Raw genomic sequence first — 19,372 nt, 5'->3', positions numbered from 1 at the left:
CTCAGTGTCGCTTCGCGTGCGTGGTGCGCCGCCATCCGAAGGGCCCGGGCAGGTCCATCGATGTCGTACGGCGGCCCGTGCTGCTGCGGGTGTACCGCGGGCCGTTCTTCCCGCCGCCGGTGGTGATGGACCAAGAGCGCTTGTTGATGTTCAGTCGCACCCCCGGAAGGATCCGGAAACTCTTGCGGAATGTCAGCGGCATGCCTGTGTCCTCTCTCCGTTCCTGGCGTCGTTCCGTGGTGCGGATACCCCGGACGGAGATGTACATGACCGCGTCATGGGCGCCGGGGCATGACCATCCGGCCCTCGTGTACTAGAGTTATCTCGACATCGAGATATCTACCGAGGAGCACCGCAGCCGCACGCCGTCATCCAGTCCGACGGTAAGGGTTACCTAACTTAGCCTTACCTTAGCGGATCGGCCGAGATGCCGTGGCGGCAGGATCGTGGTGGTACGCGCACATCAATGAAGGAGACTGTCGTGTCGGCGAACAGCTTCGACGCCCGCAGCACGCTGCAGGTGGGCGACGAGTCGTACGAGATCTTCCGGCTGGACAAGGTGGAGGGCTCGGCCCGCCTTCCGTACAGCCTCAAGGTCCTGCTGGAGAACCTGCTCCGCACCGAGGACGGCGCGAACATCACCGCCGACCACATCCGCGCCCTCGGCGGCTGGGACGCGCAGGCCCAGCCCAGCCAGGAGATCCAGTTCACGCCGGCCCGCGTGATCATGCAGGACTTCACCGGCGTGCCCTGTGTCGTGGACCTCGCCACCATGCGCGAGGCCGTCAAGGAGCTGGGCGGCGACCCGGCGAAGATCAACCCGCTGGCCCCGGCCGAGCTGGTCATCGACCACTCCGTCATCGCCGACAAGTTCGGCACCAACGACGCCTTCAAGCAGAACGTCGACCTGGAGTACGGCCGCAACAAGGAGCGCTACCAGTTCCTGCGCTGGGGCCAGACCGCCTTCGACGAGTTCAAGGTCGTCCCGCCCGGCACCGGCATCGTCCACCAGGTGAACATCGAGCACCTGGCCCGTGTCGTGATGGTCCGCGACGGCAAGGCCTACCCGGACACCCTGGTCGGCACCGACTCGCACACCACCATGGTCAACGGCCTGGGCGTCCTCGGCTGGGGCGTCGGCGGCATCGAGGCCGAGGCCGCCATGCTCGGCCAGCCGGTCTCCATGCTGATCCCGCGCGTCGTCGGCTTCAAGCTGACCGGCGAGCTGCAGCCCGGCACCACCGCCACCGACCTGGTGCTCACCATCACCGAGATGCTGCGCGAGCACGGCGTCGTCGGCAAGTTCGTCGAGTTCTACGGCGAGGGCGTGGCCGCGACCTCCCTGGCCAACCGCGCCACCATCGGCAACATGTCGCCGGAGTTCGGCTCCACCGCCGCGATCTTCCCGATCGACGACGAGACCATCAGCTACATGCGGCTCACCGGCCGCAGCGAGCAGCAGCTCGCCCTGGTCGAGGCCTACGCCAAGGAGCAGGGCCTCTGGCTGGACCCGAAGGCCGAGCCGGACTTCTCCGAGAAGCTGGAGCTCGACCTGTCCACGGTCGTCCCCTCCATCGCCGGCCCGAAGCGCCCGCAGGACCGCATCGTCCTCGCCGAGGCCGCCCAGCAGTTCGCGAAGGACGTCCTCAACTACGTCGACGCGCCCGTCGCCCAGCAGCCCGGCGCCGCCGCCTCCCCGGTGGACGAGGCGAGCGCCGAGTCCTTCCCGGCCTCCGACGCCCCGGCCTACGGCAGCCAGGAGAACGGCGCCGGCGCGCCGCAGCACGCCGGCGGCACCGGTGCCGCCGTCCCGTCCAACCCGGTCACCGTGACCGCCCCCGACGGCTCGACCTACGAGATCGACCACGGCGCGGTGACGGTCGCGGCCATCACCTCCTGCACCAACACCTCCAACCCGTACGTCATGGTCGCCGCCGCGCTGGTGGCCAAGAAGGCGGTGGAGAAGGGCCTGACCCGCAAGCCGTGGGTCAAGACCACCCTCGCCCCGGGCTCCAAGGTCGTCACCGACTACTTCGAGAAGGCGGGCCTGACCCCCTACCTCGACAAGGTCGGCTTCAACCTCGTCGGCTACGGCTGCACCACCTGCATCGGCAACTCCGGCCCGCTGCCGGAGGAGGTCTCCCAGGCCGTCAACGACCACGACCTCGCGGTCACCTCGGTCCTCTCCGGCAACCGGAACTTCGAGGGCCGGATCAACCCCGACGTCAAGATGAACTACCTGGCGTCCCCGCCGCTGGTCGTCGCCTACGCGCTGGCCGGCTCGATGAAGGTGGACATCACCAAGGACGCCCTGGGCACCGACCAGGACGGCAACCCGGTCTTCCTGAAGGACATCTGGCCCTCCGAGGCCGAGGTCAACGACGTCGTCGCCAACGCCATCGGCGAGGACATGTTCGCCAAGTCCTACAGCGACGTCTTCGCCGGTGACGCCCAGTGGCAGGCGCTGCCGATCCCGACCGGCAACACCTTCGAGTGGGACCCGCAGTCGACGTACGTCCGCAAGCCCCCGTACTTCGAGGGCATGACGATGGAGACCACCCCGGTCTCCGACATCTCCGGCGCCCGCGTGCTGGCCAAGCTGGGCGACTCGGTCACCACCGACCACATCTCCCCGGCCGGCGCCATCAAGGCCGACACCCCGGCCGGCAAGTACCTCACCGAGCACGGTGTGGAGCGTCGTGACTTCAACTCCTACGGCTCGCGCCGGGGCAACCACGAGGTCATGATCCGCGGCACGTTCGCCAACATCCGCCTGCGCAACCAGATCGCGCCGGGCACCGAGGGCGGCTACACCCGCGACTTCACGCAGGACGGCGGGCCGGTCTCCTTCATCTACGACGCCTCGCAGAACTACCAGGCCGCCGGCATCCCGCTGGTCGTCCTGGCCGGCAAGGAGTACGGCTCCGGCTCGTCCCGCGACTGGGCCGCCAAGGGCACCGCGCTCCTCGGCGTCAAGGCCGTCATCGCCGAGTCCTACGAGCGCATCCACCGCTCGAACCTCATCGGCATGGGCGTCCTGCCGCTGCAGTTCCCGGAGGGCCAGTCGGCCTCGTCCCTCGGCCTGACCGGTGAGGAGACCTTCTCCATCTCCGGCGTCACCGAGCTGAACGACGGCACCACCCCGCGCACGGTGAAGGTCACCACCGACACCGGCGTCGAGTTCGACGCGGTCGTCCGCATCGACACCCCGGGTGAGGCGGACTACTACCGCAACGGCGGCATCATGCAGTACGTGCTGCGCAGCCTGATCCGCAAGTAGGCGCAGCGGCAGGGCGGTTCGAGGGCCGCGTCCCCGGGTGACCGGGGGCGCGGCCCGCGCCGTCCCCGGGTGCGGGGCGAGGCGGCGGAGCCGCCCGGGCCCCTACTCGCCGCGGTACTTCGCCGCCGCTGCCTGGGCCAGGTCCTGCGACTTGTCCAGCGCCGTGTCCACCGACTGCTGCCCCGCGATGGCCGCGGCGATCTGCTGGGAGACCGCCGTGCCGAGCACGGCGAACTCGGGGATGCCCAGGAAGCTGATGCCGGTGTAGGGGCGGGGGCCCACGCCGGGGTTCCTCGGGTCGGCGGAGCCCGTCGCCGCCGTGTACTCCTGCCGGTACCAGGCGTGGGCGGCCTGCTGGTACTTCGGGTTGGAGTACAGAGACTTGCGGTTCCCGGCCGGCGCCGACGTCCAGCCCAGCTCACGGCCCACCTGCTCCTGGTACTCCTTGGAGGAGGCCCAGGAGATGAACTTCCAGGCCGCGTCCTTCTTGTCGGAGGCCTGCTGGATGCCCCATGCCCAGGTCCACAGCCAGCCCGCCTGCTCGGTGCGCTCGTGCGGGGCGGGGACGTAGCCCACCTTGCCCTTGACCGAGGAGCCGTCGGCCTCGATGGAGGAGGCCAGCGACGTGGCGTCGTACATCATGGCGCACTTGCCCGCGACGAAGCTGTCGAGGATCTCCATCACGCCCATCCGGTCGGCGCCGGGCTGGCCGTGCGAGCGCAGCAGGTCGACGTAGAACCCGACGGCCTTCCTGAACTCCGGTGACGTCAGGCGGGCGTTCCAGTCCATGTCGTACCAGGTGCCGCCGAAGGTGTTGACGACCGTGTTGATCGGGGCGAGGTTCTGGCCCCAGCCGGGCAGGCCGCGCAGGCAGATGCCGCTCGCCCCGTCGATGCCGTCGGCCCGGGCGGCGAGGTCGGCGACCTGCTGCCAGGTCGGCTCGGCCGGCATGGTCAGGTGGCCCTTGCGGAACAGGTCCTTGCGGTACATCAGGAAGGAGCCCTCGCCGTAGAAGGGCTCGGCGTAGAGCCGGCCGTCGTCGCCGGTCAGCGATGCCACGAGGTTGGGGAAGACGTCGTCCTGGTGGAAGTGCCGGTCCGTCCTCACATAGGAGTCCAGCGGGGCCAGCCAGCCGTTGTCCGAGTAGATCGGCACCTCGTAGGCGCTGACGCTCGCCACGTCGTAGTTCCCCGCCTGGGTCGCGAACTCGCTGTTCATGCGGTCGCGCGCCTCGTTCTCCGGGAGCAGCGTGTAGTCGACGCTGATGCCGGTCTCCGCGGTGAAGTGCTCCTTGGTGAGCTTCTTGAGCGTCTTCATCTGGGGCGCGTCCATCGCGAGCACCTTGATGTCGGCCCGCTGCTCGCCACCCGGCGCGTCGGTGCCACCACACCCGGCGAGGGCCAGACCCGTGACGACCGTGACGACCACGGCCCCTCTGGCGAGGCGGCTCCGTTTCATCGCATCACGGCCCCTACCCACCTTTGTCATCCTTTAGGCATATACGCGCAAAAAGCAGGAATCAAGGTCTGTCCCGTCGCGCGACCGCCCGTCTGGAGAGCGCGTCGGCCGCCACGGCGGCCAGCAGCACCCCACCGGTGATCATGAACTGCACGGCGTCCTCGACCCCCAGCAGCCCCATGCCCGAGGCGATCGACTGGATGACCAGCACCCCGAGCAGCACCGACCAGGGCGAGCCCCGCCCGCCGAACAGACTCGTCCCGCCGATGACGGCCGCGGCGATCGCGTTGATCAGCAGCATCCCGGAACCTGCGGCCCGGGCCGTCGTCGGGCTCGCGGAGGTCAGCCCCGACGCCACGAACAGCCCGCCGACCGCGGCCAGCGTCCCCGACACCATGAACATCGCGATCCGCACCCGCTCCACACCGATGCCCGCGCGCCGCGACGCCTCCACCCCGCCGCCGAGCGCGTACACCCGCCGCCCGTAGCGGGTGCGGCGCAGCACGTAGTCCGAGACGACCAGGACCACCAGGAAGATCAGCAGGGCCAGCGGCAGCCCCTGGAACCGGTTGAGGGTGTAGGCCGCGGCGAAGGCCACCACCGCGAGCAGCGCGGTGCGCAGCCAGAGCACGGCCTCCGGCCGGTGCGGCATCCCGGCGGCCCGGTGGCGGCTCTGCCGGCGCCGCGCGGCCAGGAAGTACCCGGCCGTGCCGAGCGCCGCGACCGCGTACGCCGCCAGGTCGTCACCGAAGTGGCGGCTGGTCAGCGAGGCGACCAGCCCGTTCTCGTCGATGTTGAGCGTGCCGCTCGCGCCCAGCAGGTACAGAGTCAGGCCGTTCCAGACCAGCAGCCCCGCGAGCGTCACCACGAACGCCGGCACCCCGATCCAGGCGAAGAAGGCCCCGTGGAAGGCGCCCACGGCCATGCCCACCCCCACCGCCACCACCACGGCGAGCCACTCCGGCATCCCGTGGTTGACGTTCAGCACGGCGAACGTGGCGCCCGCCAGGCCGCTGACCGAGCCCACCGACAGATCGATCTCCCGGATCAGCAGCACGAACACGATGCCCACGGCCACCAGGCCGGTCCCCACGATGTCCACGCTGAGGTTGGACAGGTTGCGCGGCGAGAGGAACTTGTCGTCCAGCGCCTGGAAGACGATCCAGATGACGATCAGCCCGGCGACCACCAGCAGCGGCCCGCGTCCGCCGTCGCGCACACTGCCGCGGACCTCCTCGGCGTACGCGCGCAGGCTGTCCTGCCAGCTCCGGCCGCGCGGCTCCGCGGCGACCGGCCCGGCCGGCCCGCCGTCGCGGTGCTGGCCGCCCCCGATCACGGCCACGCCTCCTCGTCGCCCTTCACCCGGTGCGCCACGGCGTTGTCAGCGGCCCCCGTGACGGCGGAGATGATCTGCTCCTGGGTCACGCTGCTCACGTCGAACAGCCCGTTGTTGCGGCCCAGCCGCAACACCGCGACGCGGTCCGCGACGGCCTTGATGTCGCCCATGTTGTGACTGATGAGGATGATCGCCATTCCCCGGTCGCGCACCTCTTCGATCAGGTCCAGCAGATGGCTGGTCTGCTCCACGCCCAGGGCGGCGGTGGGCTCGTCGAGCAGCAGGACCTTGGGCGCGGCCATCAGCGAGCGGGAGATCGCGACGGCCTGCCGCTGCCCGGCGGACAGCGCCGCCACCGGCATCCGCACGTCAGGGATCCGGATGGACAGGGTCCGCATCAGGTCGCGGGCCTGGCGCTCCATCTCGACCTCGTCGAGGATGCCCACCCGGTCGATCTCCCGGCCGAGGAAGAGATTGCCGACCACGTCGAGGTTGTCGCACATCGCCAGGTCCTGGTACACGGTCGCGATGCCCAGCGCCTGCGCGTCGTGCGGGCGCTTGATCTGCACCGGGCGCCCCTCCCACTCGATGACGCCGCGGTCGGCCGGACCGACCCCCGAGATCACTTTGATCAGCGTGGACTTGCCGGCGCCGTTGTCGCCCGCCAGGGCCACCACCTCACCGGCGCGGACCCTCAGATCCACGTCCACGAGCGCCTGGACACCGCCGAAGCGCTTGGTGATGCCGCGCAACGCCAGCACGGGCGGACGGGCCACGGGGATCACCCTCCTCACCGGGTCAGCCCGATCCGGTCGCAGTCCGGCCGGAGACTCGGGGTGCAGATCTCGTCGACCGTGTAGACGCCGTCCCGAACGAGCGTCCGGCCGATGTCGTCCCGGGTGACCGGGACCGGGTCGAGCAGGATCGACGGCACGTCCTCGGTGGTGGGACTGTCCACGCTGGTGGTGACGAGCGAGCCGAGATCGTTGCCGCGCGCCAGGGCGACGGCCATCGCGGCGGCCGCCCTCGTCTCCTGCCGGAACGGCTTGTAGACGGTCATGTACTGCTCGCCCTCGACGATCCGCCGCACGGCGTCCAGGTCGGCGTCCTGCCCGGTGACCGGCGGCAGCGGCGAGACCCGGGCGCTCTTCAGCGCGGAGATGACCCCGGCCGCGATCGCGTCGTTGGCCGCCAGCACCCCGTCGATCCGGCTCGGCCCGAGGGAGCTGATCGCGGAGGACATGCGGTCGTGCGCGTTCTCGGCGCGCCACCCGAGGGTGCTGTACGACCGGAGGATCCGCACCCGGTCCCCGAGGGCCGCCCGGGCCGCGTTCTCGTACCAGGCGGCGTTGGGGCTGGACGGGTCGCCGTTCATCATGACGACGCCGCCGCCGTCGGCCCGGGCCCCCATCCCCTTCAGCAGCGCCTCGCCCTGGAGCCTGCCGACCTTGGCGCCGTCGAAGCTGACGAAACCCGAGATCGGGCCCTCGGCGAGCCGGTCGTAGGCGATGACCGGGATGCCCTCCCGATGCGCAGCCCGCACCGAGGAGCGCAGCGCCTTGGGATCGACGACGTCCAGGATCATCGCCGCGACGCCCCGGGTGACCATGGTCTCCATCTGCTGCCGCTGGCTCGCCGCGTCGTTCTCCGCGTTGGCGTACAGCACCGTGCAGTCGGAGCACAGCTCCGCCACCCGCTTCTCGATCATGGGCTTGTCGGACTGCTCCCAGCGGGGCAGCGCGCGGCTCGGCAGCAGCAGACCGATGGTCGGCCCGTCCTCGCGCTCCGCGCCGTCGCCGGCGCACGCCGCGAGGGACCAGGTCAGTACGGCCGCCATCACCGCGACGGCGGTCCGCCACGCACGTCCGTTCACCGCGGACCTCCCTCGTCGGAGCGGCGCCTGCCCCGGCCGAAACCCCAGCCACGGCTCTGCTCCCGTTCCCTGCCGCGACCGCGCCCGCGGCCCTCGCTCGCGTCCGAGCCACGGGGCCGGGGGGTGTCCGGGGGACCGTCGTGGTGGTCGTCGTGGCGGGTGTCCCCGCCGCGGTCCCCGTCGCGGTCACCGCCGCGGTCCCCGTCGCGGTCCCCGTCGCGGGCACGATCGCGGTCACGGTCGCGATTCCGGCCCCGGCCGCGGCCCATGCCCCAGCCGCGCGTCCAGCCCCGGTCGGAGGCGGCTCCCGGTTCCGGCCCGGGCTCGGGCCGGCGGCCTGGTCCGGTCTCTCCCGCGGCCTTCGCCCCGGCCTTCGCGCCGTCCCCCGCCCCGCCCTCGCTCCCGGCTCCTGACCCGACCCCGACCCCGAGCCCGCCCCCCGCCCCACCCCAGACCCCGGCGCCCGGCTCCCCGCCGGGGACGGGCTCCGAGGCCGGCTGCGGTGCGGACACCACGATCTCGCTCCACACCTGCTTGCCGCCGCCGACCGGCACCGAGCCCCAGGCCGCCGACATCGCCTCGACGAGGAACAGGCCCCGGCCGCCCGTCGACTCCCAGTCCACGACCACCGGCTTGGCCGGCGCACGCGGTGAGGAGTCGCTCACCGTCACCCTCAGCCGGTCCGCCGCCAGGGTCAGATCCAGCCGCACGGCGCCCTGTGTGTGCACCAGCGCGTTGGTGACCAGCTCCGACACCACCAGCAGGACGGTGTCGGCCTCGTCCACCACGTTCCACGACCGCAGCGTGCGCGCGCTGAACCGGCGGGCGTGCATCACCGCGTCCGGCAGCCGCCACACCACCCAGCCGGCCCGCACCGGCCGCACCCGCATGCCGTCGTAGCGCAGCAGCAGCAACGCCACGTCGTCCTCACGCCGGCCGGCCTCGCCCAGCAGGCTGTCGGCCATCCGGCCCGGGTCGGACGGGTCGGCCGCGGCGAGCGCCTCCCGGACCAGCCGCATGCCCTCGTCCAGGTGCAGGTCCGCCGACTCGACCAGCCCGTCCGTCACCAGCGCGAGCACCGAGCCCGGGGCCAGCGCGAGCGCCGTCAGCGGGAACTCCGCGTCCGCGAGGACACCCAGCGGCAGCCCGCCCTCGACCGCGATCTCCTCGGTGCCGCCGTCGGGGAGGCGCACCAGCGGCGCCAGATGCCCGGCCCGCACGAACAGCGCGTTGCCCTCCTCCATGTCCAGCTCGACGTAGCAGCACGTGGCGAACAGGTCGGTCTCCATGCCGACGAGCAGCCGGTTGGCGTGCGCGACGACCACGTCCGGCGGGTGTCCCTCGACGGCGTAGGCGCGCACGGCGGTACGCATCTGCCCCATGATCGTCGCGGCCCCGGCGCTGTGCCCCTGCACGTCCCCGATGACCAGGGCCACCTTGGCCTCCGACAGCGCGATCACGTCGTACCAGTCGCCGCCCACCTGCAGCCCGCGCCGAGCCGGCAGATAACGGGCCACGGCGATGCCCCCGGGCAGCCGGGGCAGGCGGCGCGGCAGCAGGCTCCGCTGGAGCATGGTCGCCAGTTCCTGCTCGGCGTCGTAGGCGTGCGCGCGCTTCAGGGCCTGGCCCACCAGCCCGGCGGTCGCCGTCAGCAGGGCCCGCTCCTCGGGGGCGAAGGTGTGCGGCGCGTCCCAGCCCACCAGGCACACCCCGGCCACCCCGCTCTTCGCCGGCAGCGGCAGCACCGCGAGGCCGCCGGGGCCGATGCCCGCGAGTCCGGGCTCCAGCGTGGCGCCCGCCGGCCACAGGCTCATCCGGCCGTCGCGCAGCGCCGCCTGCAGCGTGGGCAGGGCGGTGACGGGCGCGTCGGGCCACTCCGAGCGCCACTCCGTGCGCCACAGCTCCGGCCAGGCGTCCGCGCCCGGCGGATCCAGCACGGTCACCGCCAGCCGGTCCTCCAGCAGCTCGGCCAGCGCCACCCGGTCGGCGTCCAGCGGCTCGCGCAGCGCGGCGACCACGACACGGCTGACGTCCCGTACGGTCGTCGCGTCGTCGAGCGCGGCCGTCAGCCACTGCACCCTGGCGACGTCACTGGCGCCGCGGCGCAGCACCGGCGCCGCGGTGACCACGCCCAGCACCCGCCGCGGGCTGCCCTCGGGTCCTTTCAGCACACGGCAGCTCAGGCGCAGCCAGCACAGTTCGCCGGTGGGCCGGCGGATGCGGAACTCCAGCTCCCGGCGCCCCGGCGTCTGCGGGGACGGTTCGATGACCGACAGCAGGGCGGGGACGTCCTCCGGCACGCTGCACGAGAGCAGGGTGTCGGTCTTGCCGTCGAACCCGGCCTGCGGGATGCCGACGAGTTCGAGCAGGGCCGGGTCCGTCTCCACCAGCCCGGTGCCGGGCGTCAGGGCGAACGAGCCTACGCCCATCGCGCGCAGCGCGGAATCCAGCAGCGGCGAGGGGGCGCACCGGTCGGCCTCGCCGCGCAGCCGCCCGGCGACCGCCTCGGCGTACCGCTCCAGGAACTCCCGCTGTTCGCCCCCGAACCCCTCGCCTTCCTCACCCACCACGACCAGACACCCCAGCCACCCGCCCGCCGCCCCCAGCGGCAACGCCCCGAGCGGTGCGGAGCTCCTGCCCTCCCGCGTACCGGTGAGCACCGTGCTCCTCGGCCACAGCGCCCGCCCCTGCCGGAACGCCTCGGCGACAGCGGCCGCGCCGCCCGGCGCCTCACCCGCCGCCCCGGCGGAGCCGGAACCGCTCGCGCGGGGGAGGGGTGCGCCCCGGCCGGGCACCGCGTCCGTGCCGCCGGGCATCGCGTCCGTGCCGCCGGGCATCGCGTCCGTGCCGCCGGGCATCGCGTCCGTGCCGCCGGGCACCGTGCCCGTGCCGCCGGGCCCGCGATCCGGCGCACCCGGGAGTAGCCCTTCCGGCAGGCCCGGTGATCCCTCCGCCACCCGCACGTGACGCGGCAGGCCCCACAGCTCCGGCTCGCTCCCGGCCGATTCGACCGCCCTGAGTTCCGTGCCGTCCGCGCTGCGGACGTACACCGCCGCCAGTGTCACCCCGGCGAACGCCAGGATCCGCTCCCTCGCGGCACGCTCCGGCGCCGGACGAGGCGGAGCGCTGCCCCCGTTCCCCGGCGCCCGAAGACCGGGAACCGCGGCCCGGGCATCGCCGTCATGAGGCATGTCCGCATCCACCTCCCGTCCATGCCGAAGCCACCGGCAGGTGGGAGTCCCCGGAACTCAGGCGACGGCGACGCGGGCACGGGGCCGGCGGCGCCGGGTCACGCCGTCATGGCGAGCCACGCCGCGCATGAGCGGCAGGGCACCCACACATCAGAATCGCACACCTGGATATCCACGACATATGGGGCGGACGGACTCGCCTGGCCGGGATCACGACGGGCCGGAGGAACCGGCACGGGTGGGGGCGGGGTGGGGGTCCGTCGAGAGCGGGTTCCGGTCCGCCGTTCGTGGGAGCGCTCCCACCCCGCCTGGTGCGGAAAGCTATCGCCGGACGGCGCACTTGTAAACGCCTGAGCGGCGAGGCGCCCCCGAAGAGGACGCCGGGCGGCGGGCGACCCGCGAACCGCAGCACCTCGCTCCAAGGGGCCCGGAGGGCCCCGTCGTCCCGCCGTCGCCTACCGCCCCCCTGCCCCCGAACCGCCGGCAGGCCTCGGCCCTCTCCCCGTGCGCCGTCTCCGCCGGCGGGCCGGATCCCCTGAGCAGGGTCCGGCGGCCGCCGACCGCCCGGAGGGTGCCGGGCGGCGGCGAGGCCGGGTCGGCACCCTCGGGCAGGACGGGCACGGGAAGCGGCACGAGGCCTGCAACCCGACTGCTCAGCCCAGCAGTTGCACCTCCGCCAGCGTCGCCTCACCGTCGAGGACCAGGCGGTACCTCTCGTACGAACCCGGTGACTCCACCGAGAACGCGCGGGTCTGCCGGTCCCAGGCGAAGGCCTCCCCGGAGCGCTCGTCGAGCGTCTGCCAGGTCTCACCGTCCGAGGAGCCCTGCAGTGTCCAGCCGGCCGGTGCCTTCGCCCGGTCCGCCGACGACGTCAGGGTGTACTGGACGGCCTCGGCGCCCTCACCGACCGGCAGGTCCACGGACGTCACCGTCGCGTCCGTCGCCGACGTGTCGTCGAACAGGGCGCCCTCCCGCTTCAGCAGGTCCGCGCGCGGTGCCGGCACCTCGTCGTCCTGGGTGATCGACACGGGCGCGGCGTCCTTGCCCGTGCCCCACGACGACGGCCTCGGGCCCATGTCGAACTCCAGGACACCGCCCCTGGCGACCACCGAGTGCGGCAGCGAGGTCTTGGACCAGGTGCGGCCGTTGACCTTCAGCCCCTGCACGTAGACGTTCTTCGCGCTGTTGCGCGGCGCCTTCACCACCAGCTCGCGCCCGTTCTCCAGGTGCACGGTCGCCTTCGTGAACAGGGGCGATCCGATCGCGTACTCGCCGCTGCCCATCACCAGCGGGTAGAAGCCGAGCGCGGAGAACAGGTACCAGGCCGACTGCTCGCCGTTGTCCTCGTCGCCGTGGTAGCCCTGCCCGATCTCGCTGCCGGTGTACAGCCGGGACAGCACCTCGCGGACGTTCTTCTGCGTCTTCCAGGGCTGCCCGGCCGCGTCGTACATGTACAGGGCGTGGTGCGCGACCTGGTTGGAGTGCCCGTACATGCCCATCCGCACGTCCCGCGCCTCGGTCATCTCGTGGATGACACCGCCGTAGGAGCCGACGAACTCGGGCGAGGCCGTCTCCGGGGTGGACAGGTACTCGTCCAGCTTGTCGGCGAGGCCCTTGCGCCCGCCGTAGAGGTTGGCCAGGCCCCGGCTGTCCTGCGGGGCGGTGAAGGCGTAGCCCCACCCGTTGGTCTCGGTGTAGTCGTGGCCCCACACCCGCGGGTCGTACGTCGCGGACTCGACCCGCCAGTCGCCCTTCGCGTCGCGGCCCTGGAAGAACCCGGCCTTGTCGTCGAAGAGGTTCACGTAGTCGCGGGCCCGGTCCAGGAAGTACTCCGACTCCTCCTTGTAGCGCCGCTCACCGGTCTCCTCGTACAGCTTCCGTCCCATGCGGGAGATGCCGTAGTCGTTGAGGTAGCCCTCCAGCGCCCAGGACAGGCCCTCGTGGGTCTCGGTGCTCGTGTAGCCGAGGAAGGGGGAGGTGGCCATGCCCTTGCGGCCGACGCCCGAGTTCGGCGGCACGACCGTCGCGTTCTTCACGGCCGCGTCGTAGGCCGCCTTCGCGTCGAAGCCGACGCCCTTGACGTACGCGTCCGCGAACGCCACGTCCGAGGAGGTGCCGGTCATCAGGTCCGCGTAGCCGGGGGAGGACCAGCGCGACGTCCAGCCGCCGTCCTTGTACTGCTGCACGAACCCGTCGACCAGCTCACCCGCCTGAGAGGGCGTCAGAAAGGAGTAGGCGGGCCAGGTCGTGCGGTAGGTGTCCCAGAAGCCGTTGTTGACGTACACCTTGCCGTCGACGATCTTCGCGCCGGTGTGCGTCGGGGTGTCCGGGTTCGGCATGCGGGAAAAGGGCGAGGCGTACTGGTACTTGCCGTCGACCTTCTCGAAGCCGGAGTTCGGGTACAGGTACAGCCGGTACAGGCTGGAGTACAGCGTCGTGAGCTGGTCGGGGGTCGCGCCCTCGACCTCCACCTTGCCGAGCAGCCGGTCCCACTGCCGCTGGGCGCTCCTCTTCACCGCCTCGAACGACCTGTCCTGCGGGATCTCCTGGCGGAGGTTGTCCTTGGCCTGGTCGACGCTGATCAGCGAGGTCGCCAGGCGCAGGGTGACGGTCCGGTCGTCGGCCTCGAAGCGCAGGTAGCCCTTGACGCCGGACGAGTCCCCTTCGGTCACGGGCTTGTCGAACTCGCCGTAGACGAACAGCCGGGTCGCGCCCGTCGACAGCCCGGACTTCACGTCCGAGTAGCCGGTGACGATCCCGTTCTCCTTGTCGAGCGTGAGCCCCGCCTGGTCGGTGACGTTGTCGAACAGGACGCTCGCGTCGTCACCGGGGTAGGTGAAGCGCAGCGCCGCCGCGTGGTCCGTCGGCGCCATCTCGGCCTTCAGCCCGTTCTCGAACCGCACCCCGTAGTAGTACGGCCGCGCGATCTCGTTCTCGTGCCGGAAGGCCAGCTCCCGTGCCTCCCGCCCGTACTCCGGGGTCCCGCCGGCCGCCGACGGCATCAGCTGGAAGGTCTGCCGGTCGCCCATCCAGGGGCTCGGCTCGTGGCTCGCGCTGAACGCCTGGATGGTCGGCAGATTGTCCGCGTTGTTCGCCCGCGCGTAGTCGTACAGCCAGCTCAGCGAACCGGCGTTGGTCACCGGCGTCCAGAAGTTGAAGCCGTGTGGGACGGCCGTCGCCGGGAAGTTGTTGCCCCGGGAGAAGCCGCCGCTGGATTGGGTGCCGCGGGTGGTCACCGCGTAGTCCGACAGGTGCGCCTTCGGCCGCTCGGGCGCGACGGAGGTGATGCTCACGTCGTCCAGCCAGCCCCGGAACTTCGCCGGGCCCTTGGGGGAGTCGTAGGCCACCAGGATCCGGTCCACGGTCTTGCCGGCCGCGACCGAGCCGATCCGCGAGGCCACGTTGTTCCACTGGTTGACGTACAGGATCTTGGAGGCGCCCTGGCCCTGCGGGGTCAGCGGGAAGCCGTGCTGGTCGGTGGCGCGCAGCTCGCTCAGGTGGGTGCCGTCGGTGAAGGCGAGGTCGACGGAGACGTTCGTGGCGTCGTAGTCGAGGTCGCCGTCGGCCATCGACGGGAAGATCCGGTACGACAGCTGTGTGTTCCGGCCGACGGCCACGTTCACGTCGAAGACCTTGTTGTACGAGTACGCCCGCCCCTCGGCGGTGTGCCGGCCGGCGTACCGCAGCGCCCGCTTGCCCGTGAACCCGGCGCCCGCCTTGGCGGTGGGGGAGCCGCTCGGACCCCGGTCGACCAGGGAGAGCATGTCCTGCGGGACCGGCCCGTCGCTGCCGCCCGTGGACAGCTGGAGGTCGGCGAGCTGCAGGATGCCGCCGCCGTTGTTGCGGGTGACCTCCAGCCGGAAGTGCCGGTACTCGGCGGGCTCGGCCAGGTCGTAGGTCTTCGTCTGGAAGCGCTCCGGGAAGGACTCCCCGGAGCGGGTGTCGAGCGTGGTCCACTCCTTGCCGTCGGCCGACCCCTTCAGGGTCCAGTCCTTGGGATCGCGCTCGGCGGCGTCATTGGCCGACGTCAGCGCGTAACGCACCAGTTTGACTGGTTTGTCCAGGTCGAACTCCACCCAGCCGGTGGGCTCGAAGGCGAGCCACTTGGTGCTCGGCTCACCGTCGACGAGGTTCTCCTTCACCTCCCCGCCGCCCGTGTTCTCCGCGCTGGCCCGGACGTCCGTGACCTGGTCGGTCACATTGCCGGGTATGCCGCTGCTGTAACCGCCGTCGACCCCGGAGGCGCGCTTGCCGCCGTCGGGGCCGGTGTCGACGGTGTTGAGCCAGTCCGGAACCGGGTCGTCCGCCTCGAAGGAGGACATGAACCCCCGATCGGGTCTCTCCGGGGCCTGGGGCAGTGCGATCGCAACTCCCTGCGAACTCAGGGCCAAAGCGAAGGCGGTCGCCGACACGACCGCCGAACCCCATCTGTGCCGAGCTTTCCGCTGCATCAACGGGTACCCTCCCTGCGCAGTGGACAACGTTGTCACCTTCGATGCGCAAGGACCAGTAGTTGCTCAAGTGCCGGGTGGTGTCAAGGGTGTTGCCTGTGGCATTCGGGCGCGGCGACCGGGATTTTTCCGGCGTGAAACACACAGGCCGCTCATACTTCCGCGAGGTCTCAACTCGGATAAGACCCGCGGCCAACCTTGTGTTCGATCTTGCTCCGCTGGCGGGAAGTGGACTATACCTGTCGGGCGATTCACACGATGTGCACGTCACCACCCGCACTTTCCTGCACGACCCAGCTTGACCCGATCGCGGTGCCGGCGAGGATCCGGTTCACCGCCTGAGTCCTGGAGAAGGCGAGGACTTGAGCATGGGATCCACTTCCGCCGAGAACCCCGGCACCGAGGGTGTCGGCCGCCGTGATCTGATCAGAAGGTCCGCCGCGCTCGGGCTGATCTCCGTCCCCACCATGAGCTTCCTGTCCGCCTGCGCGAGCAGCGGCGGCGGCGACAGCGGTGACAAGGCCAAGGCCGGCAAGAAGACCGCGAAGAACCCGCTCGCGGTCAACGACACCGCCGGCATGGAGTTCGTCCTGTTCGACGGCGGCTTCGGCAAGGAGTACGCCGAGGACGCGGTGAAGATCTACGAGAAGAACTTCCCCAAGGCCGCGGTGAAGTTCTCCGCCACCCAGAAGATCCAGTCCACCCTGCAGCCCCGCTTCAACCAGGGCACCCCGCCGGACCTCATCGACAACTCCGGCGCCGAGCAGATGGACATGGGCGTCCTGGTCGGCAAGAACCAGCTCAGCGACCTCACCCCGCTGCTGGACGCGCCCTCCTACGACGACCCGGCCAAGAAGGTCCGCGACACGCTGCGCCCCGGCATCGTCGAGATGGGCCAGTTCGACGGCGAGAAGGTCTGGATCCTGTACTACGCCTACACCGTGTACGGCGTCTGGTACTCGCAGAAGGCGCTGGACTCGCTCGACGAGCAGTACCCCGAGACCTGGGACCAGATGCTCGCGGTCTGCGCCAAGGCCAAGAAGAAGGGCATGGCGGGCTGGACGTACGCGGGCAAGTACCCGTACTACATCCCCTTCTCGCTCTACCCGATGATCGGCAAGGTCGGCGGCCGCGAGGTCCTCGACGCCATCGACAACCTGGAGCCGAACGCCTGGAAGCACCCGGCCGTCAAGGACTGCTTCGAGGCGTACTACGAGCTCTACAAGAAGGGCTACGTCCTCAAGGGCACCCCGGGCCTGGACCACATCCAGTCGCAGACCGCCTGGGCCGAGGGCAAGGCGCTGTTCCTCCCGAACGGCTCCTGGGTGGAGAACGAGTCGGCGAACGTCATCCCCGAGGACTTCGGCCTGGCCGTCTCCGCACCCACCGGACTCGACTCCTCCGACAAGATGCCGTTCGGCACCATCTGGGCCTCCGGAGGCGAGCCCTTCATCGTCCCGGCCAAGGCGAAGAACGCCCCCGGCGGCATGGAGCAGCTGCGCATCATGCTCAGCGAGGCGTCCTCGAAGAACTTCACCAGCAAGGTGAAGTCGCTGACCGCGTACAACGGCGGCACCGACGGCATCCCCCTCACCCCCGGTCTCAAGTCGGGTGTCGCGGCACTGGAGAAGGCCGGCGAGAACGTGGTGAACCCCCGTCTGCAGGACTGGTACGTGCAGTTGCAGAAGGAGAAGATCGGCGTGTCCGGCCTGGGCGAGATGATGGCCGGCCGCCTCACCCCGGCCGAGGCCATCAAGAAGATCCAGGGCTTCGCCGACGAGGCCGCAAACGACGACTCCATCAAGCACTACAAGCACCAGTAACGGCACCGGAAACCCAATTTCCGCAACGGCACCGGAGTGGCGATGCAGCACGGCAAGTACCGGTTCATCGTGGGCTTCCTCGCGCTGCCCCTGGGACTGTACGCGCTCTTCGTGGTCTGGCCGTTCATCCAGTCCATCTATTACTCGTTCACGGACTGGACCGGCCTGAGCCCCGAATTCAAGATGGTCGGTTTCGGCAACTACAGCCGGATGCTCGACGACGAGATCTTCTGGAAGTCGTTGCAGCACAGCCTGCTGTTCGCCCTCCTGCTGCCGGTGGTGACGATCGGCCTCGCCCTGTTCTTCGCCTTCATGATCAACGTGGGCGGCAGAAAGAGAAGGAACGGCCCGGTCGTCACCGGCGTCCGCGGCTCCGGGTTCTACAAAATCGTCTACTTCTTCCCGCAGGTCCTCTCGATCGCCATCGTCGCGCTGCTGTTCGCGTTCGCGTACAACCCGGACAGCGGCGCGATCAACTCGATGCTGCGCGGCATCGGCCTGGACGGCGTCCAGCCGCTGTGGCTGGGCGACCCGGACCTGGCGCTGTGGGCCGTGATGGCGGTCCTCGTCTGGTCCACGGTCGGCTTCTTCGTCGTCCTCTTCTCCGCCGGCATGGCCTCCATCCCGGGGGAGATGTACGAGGCGGCCCTGCTGGACGGCGCGAACCGCATCACCACGTTCTTCCGCATCACCCTGCCCCTGCTGTGGGACACCGTGCAGTCCGGCTGGGTCTACATGGGCATCCTCGCCCTGGGCGCCGAGTCGTTCGCGGTCGTGCAGATCATGACGACCGGGCCGGGCGGCCCCGACTACTCGACCACCGTCATGGTCCTGTACGTCTACCAGAAGGCGTTCCGGGACGGGCAGGCCGCCTACGCCACCACCATCGGTGTCGCCCTGCTCGTCGTCACGCTGGCCTTCGCCGCCGTGGTGATGCGGCTGGGCCGTCGCGAGCGGCTGGAGTACTGATGAAGACCACCGAAACCCCCGCTCCGCTCCCGGCCGGGTCCGGCCCGGTCCTCACCAAGGAGGACCTGCCGCCGGCCCCGCCGCGCAAGGAGAAGAAAGAGGGCACCGTCCTCAACGTCTTCTCCCACGGCGTCCTCGTCATCTGGGCGATCATGGTGGTCATGCCGCTGCTCTGGGCGGTCATGACGTCCTTCAAGGACGACCGCTCCATCTTCAGCTCGCCCTGGTCCCTGCCGGACTCGCTGCACTTCGACAACTGGTCGCGGGCGTGGACCCAGGCCAACATGAGCGACTACTTCCTCAACACCGTCCTGGTGGTGGGCGGTTCGCTCGTCGGCACGCTCGTCCTCGGCTCCATGGCGGCCTACGTCCTGGCCCGCTTCGACTTCCCCGGCAACCGCTTCATCTACTACCTGTTCATCGGCGGCATGAGCTTCCCGATCATGCTCGCGCTGGTCCCGCTGTTCTACGTCGTGAACAACATGGGCCTGCTGAACACCATCCACGGCCTGATCCTGGTCTACATCGCCTACTCGCTGCCGTTCACGGTCTTCTTCCTCACGGCGTTCTTCCGCACCCTGCCGACCTCGGTGGCGGAGGCGGCGTTCGTGGACGGGGCGTCCCACAGCCGCACGTTCTTCCAGATCATGCTGCCCATGGCCAAGCCCGGCCTGATCAGCGTCGGCATCTTCAACTTCCTGGGGCAGTGGAACCAGTACATGCTGCCGACGGTGCTGAACACCGACCCGGACAAGCGCGTCCTCACCCAGGGGCTGGTGCAGCTGGCGGTGAGCCAGGGGTACAAGGGCGACTGGTCGGGCCTGTTCGCGGGGCTGGTGATGGCGATGCTGCCGGTGCTCGCCGCGTACATCGTCTTCCAGCGGCAGGTGGTCCAGGGGCTGACGGCGGGCGCGCTGAAGTAGCCGCCGCCCGGACGGGTCAGTCTCGCGAGCACCCCCGGTCCGCCTTCTGCAGGCTGCGTGTGAGGGCA

10 protein-coding genes and 1 pseudogene are annotated in these 19,372 nt (G+C 70.6%); 4 read left to right on the top strand and 7 right to left on the bottom strand.

What is annotated here, in order from left to right; all coding sequences use genetic code 11:
• Window position 1: 1 nt before the first annotated feature.
• Entirely contained in the window at window positions 2-202 is a 201-nt protein-coding gene (locus ABZY20_RS10160) for a DUF4236 domain-containing protein (protein ID WP_356439304.1), read from the bottom strand.
• A 264-nt stretch (window positions 203-466) separates the two neighbouring features.
• Between ABZY20_RS10160 and ABZY20_RS10155 the strand changes: the two genes are divergently transcribed.
• Window positions 467-3,280, top strand: coding sequence for an aconitate hydratase (locus tag ABZY20_RS10155; RefSeq protein WP_356439301.1), 2,814 nt, complete (start codon window positions 467-469; stop codon window positions 3,278-3,280).
• A gap of 102 nt (window positions 3,281-3,382) precedes the next feature.
• Here the strand turns inward: ABZY20_RS10155 and ABZY20_RS10150 are convergent, their stop codons facing one another.
• The 6 genes and pseudogenes from ABZY20_RS10150 to ABZY20_RS10125 all read right to left on the bottom strand — a co-directional run bounded on the left by ABZY20_RS10150 (window position 3,383) and on the right by ABZY20_RS10125 (window position 15,589).
• Window positions 3,383-4,738, bottom strand: coding sequence for a sugar ABC transporter substrate-binding protein (locus ABZY20_RS10150; protein WP_356439298.1), 1,356 nt, complete (start codon window positions 4,736-4,738; stop codon window positions 3,383-3,385).
• Between the two features lie 61 nt (window positions 4,739-4,799).
• A complete protein-coding gene (locus ABZY20_RS10145) occupies window positions 4,800-6,080 on the bottom strand; it encodes a sugar ABC transporter permease (protein WP_356439296.1) in 1,281 nt (426 codons plus the stop codon).
• Window positions 6,071-6,850, bottom strand: coding sequence for an ATP-binding cassette domain-containing protein (locus tag ABZY20_RS10140; protein ID WP_356439295.1), 780 nt, complete (start codon window positions 6,848-6,850; stop codon window positions 6,071-6,073). Before ABZY20_RS10140 ends, ABZY20_RS10145 begins: the two co-directional genes overlap by 10 nt.
• Before the next feature lie 14 nt (window positions 6,851-6,864).
• Entirely contained in the window at window positions 6,865-7,947 is a 1,083-nt protein-coding gene (locus ABZY20_RS10135) for a substrate-binding domain-containing protein (protein ID WP_356439293.1), read from the bottom strand.
• Between the two features lie 509 nt (window positions 7,948-8,456).
• A pseudogene (locus tag ABZY20_RS10130) lies at window positions 8,457-10,763 on the bottom strand (SpoIIE family protein phosphatase); the annotation flags it as partial.
• A 1,028-nt stretch (window positions 10,764-11,791) separates the two neighbouring features.
• Window positions 11,792-15,589 (bottom strand): GH92 family glycosyl hydrolase, encoded by a 3,798-nt coding sequence (locus ABZY20_RS10125; protein WP_356439290.1) that lies wholly within the window; start codon window positions 15,587-15,589, stop codon window positions 11,792-11,794.
• Between the two features lie 368 nt (window positions 15,590-15,957).
• Here ABZY20_RS10125 and ngcE point away from each other — a divergent pair, with 368 nt between their 5' ends.
• From ngcE to ABZY20_RS10110, 3 genes are read left to right on the top strand one after another with little or no spacing between them, the layout of a single operon-like run.
• The gene (gene ngcE, locus ABZY20_RS10120) at window positions 15,958-17,412 is read left to right on the top strand and encodes an N-acetylglucosamine/diacetylchitobiose ABC transporter substrate-binding protein (protein WP_356439288.1); all 1,455 of its coding nucleotides are present in this window, start codon (window positions 15,958-15,960) and stop codon (window positions 17,410-17,412) included.
• A gap of 42 nt (window positions 17,413-17,454) precedes the next feature.
• Window positions 17,455-18,381 (top strand): sugar ABC transporter permease, encoded by a 927-nt coding sequence (locus ABZY20_RS10115; protein ID WP_356439286.1) that lies wholly within the window; start codon window positions 17,455-17,457, stop codon window positions 18,379-18,381.
• Window positions 18,381-19,304: a carbohydrate ABC transporter permease gene (locus ABZY20_RS10110; RefSeq protein ID WP_356439285.1), complete on the top strand. Its 924-nt coding sequence runs from the start codon at window positions 18,381-18,383 to the stop codon at window positions 19,302-19,304. Before ABZY20_RS10115 ends, ABZY20_RS10110 begins: the two co-directional genes overlap by 1 nt.
• Window positions 19,305-19,372 lie beyond the last annotated feature (68 nt).

The sequence above is a fragment of the Streptomyces sp. NPDC006624 genome (assembly GCF_040611555.1).
Lineage (GTDB): Bacteria > Actinomycetota > Actinomycetes > Streptomycetales > Streptomycetaceae > Streptomyces.
The sequence above is the reverse complement of the archived record's forward strand: the minus strand, read 5'-3'. Positions and strand labels throughout refer to the sequence as shown.

Excerpts from the sequence above, each read along its gene's own strand:
- ABZY20_RS10125 (WP_356439290.1), bottom strand. The coding sequence starts at position 15,589 with ATGCAGCGGAAAGCTCGGCACAGATGGGGTTCGGCGGTCGTGTCGGCG.
- ABZY20_RS10150 (WP_356439298.1), bottom strand. The coding sequence starts at position 4,738 with ATGAAACGGAGCCGCCTCGCCAGAGGGGCCGTGGTCGTCACGGTCGTC.
- ngcE (WP_356439288.1), top strand. The coding sequence starts at position 15,958 with ATGGGATCCACTTCCGCCGAGAACCCCGGCACCGAGGGTGTCGGCCGC.
- ABZY20_RS10115 (WP_356439286.1), top strand. The coding sequence starts at position 17,455 with ATGCAGCACGGCAAGTACCGGTTCATCGTGGGCTTCCTCGCGCTGCCC.
- ABZY20_RS10160 (WP_356439304.1), bottom strand. The coding sequence starts at position 202 with ATGCCGCTGACATTCCGCAAGAGTTTCCGGATCCTTCCGGGGGTGCGA.
- ABZY20_RS10155 (WP_356439301.1), top strand. The coding sequence starts at position 467 with ATGAAGGAGACTGTCGTGTCGGCGAACAGCTTCGACGCCCGCAGCACG.
- ABZY20_RS10110 (WP_356439285.1), top strand. The coding sequence starts at position 18,381 with ATGAAGACCACCGAAACCCCCGCTCCGCTCCCGGCCGGGTCCGGCCCG.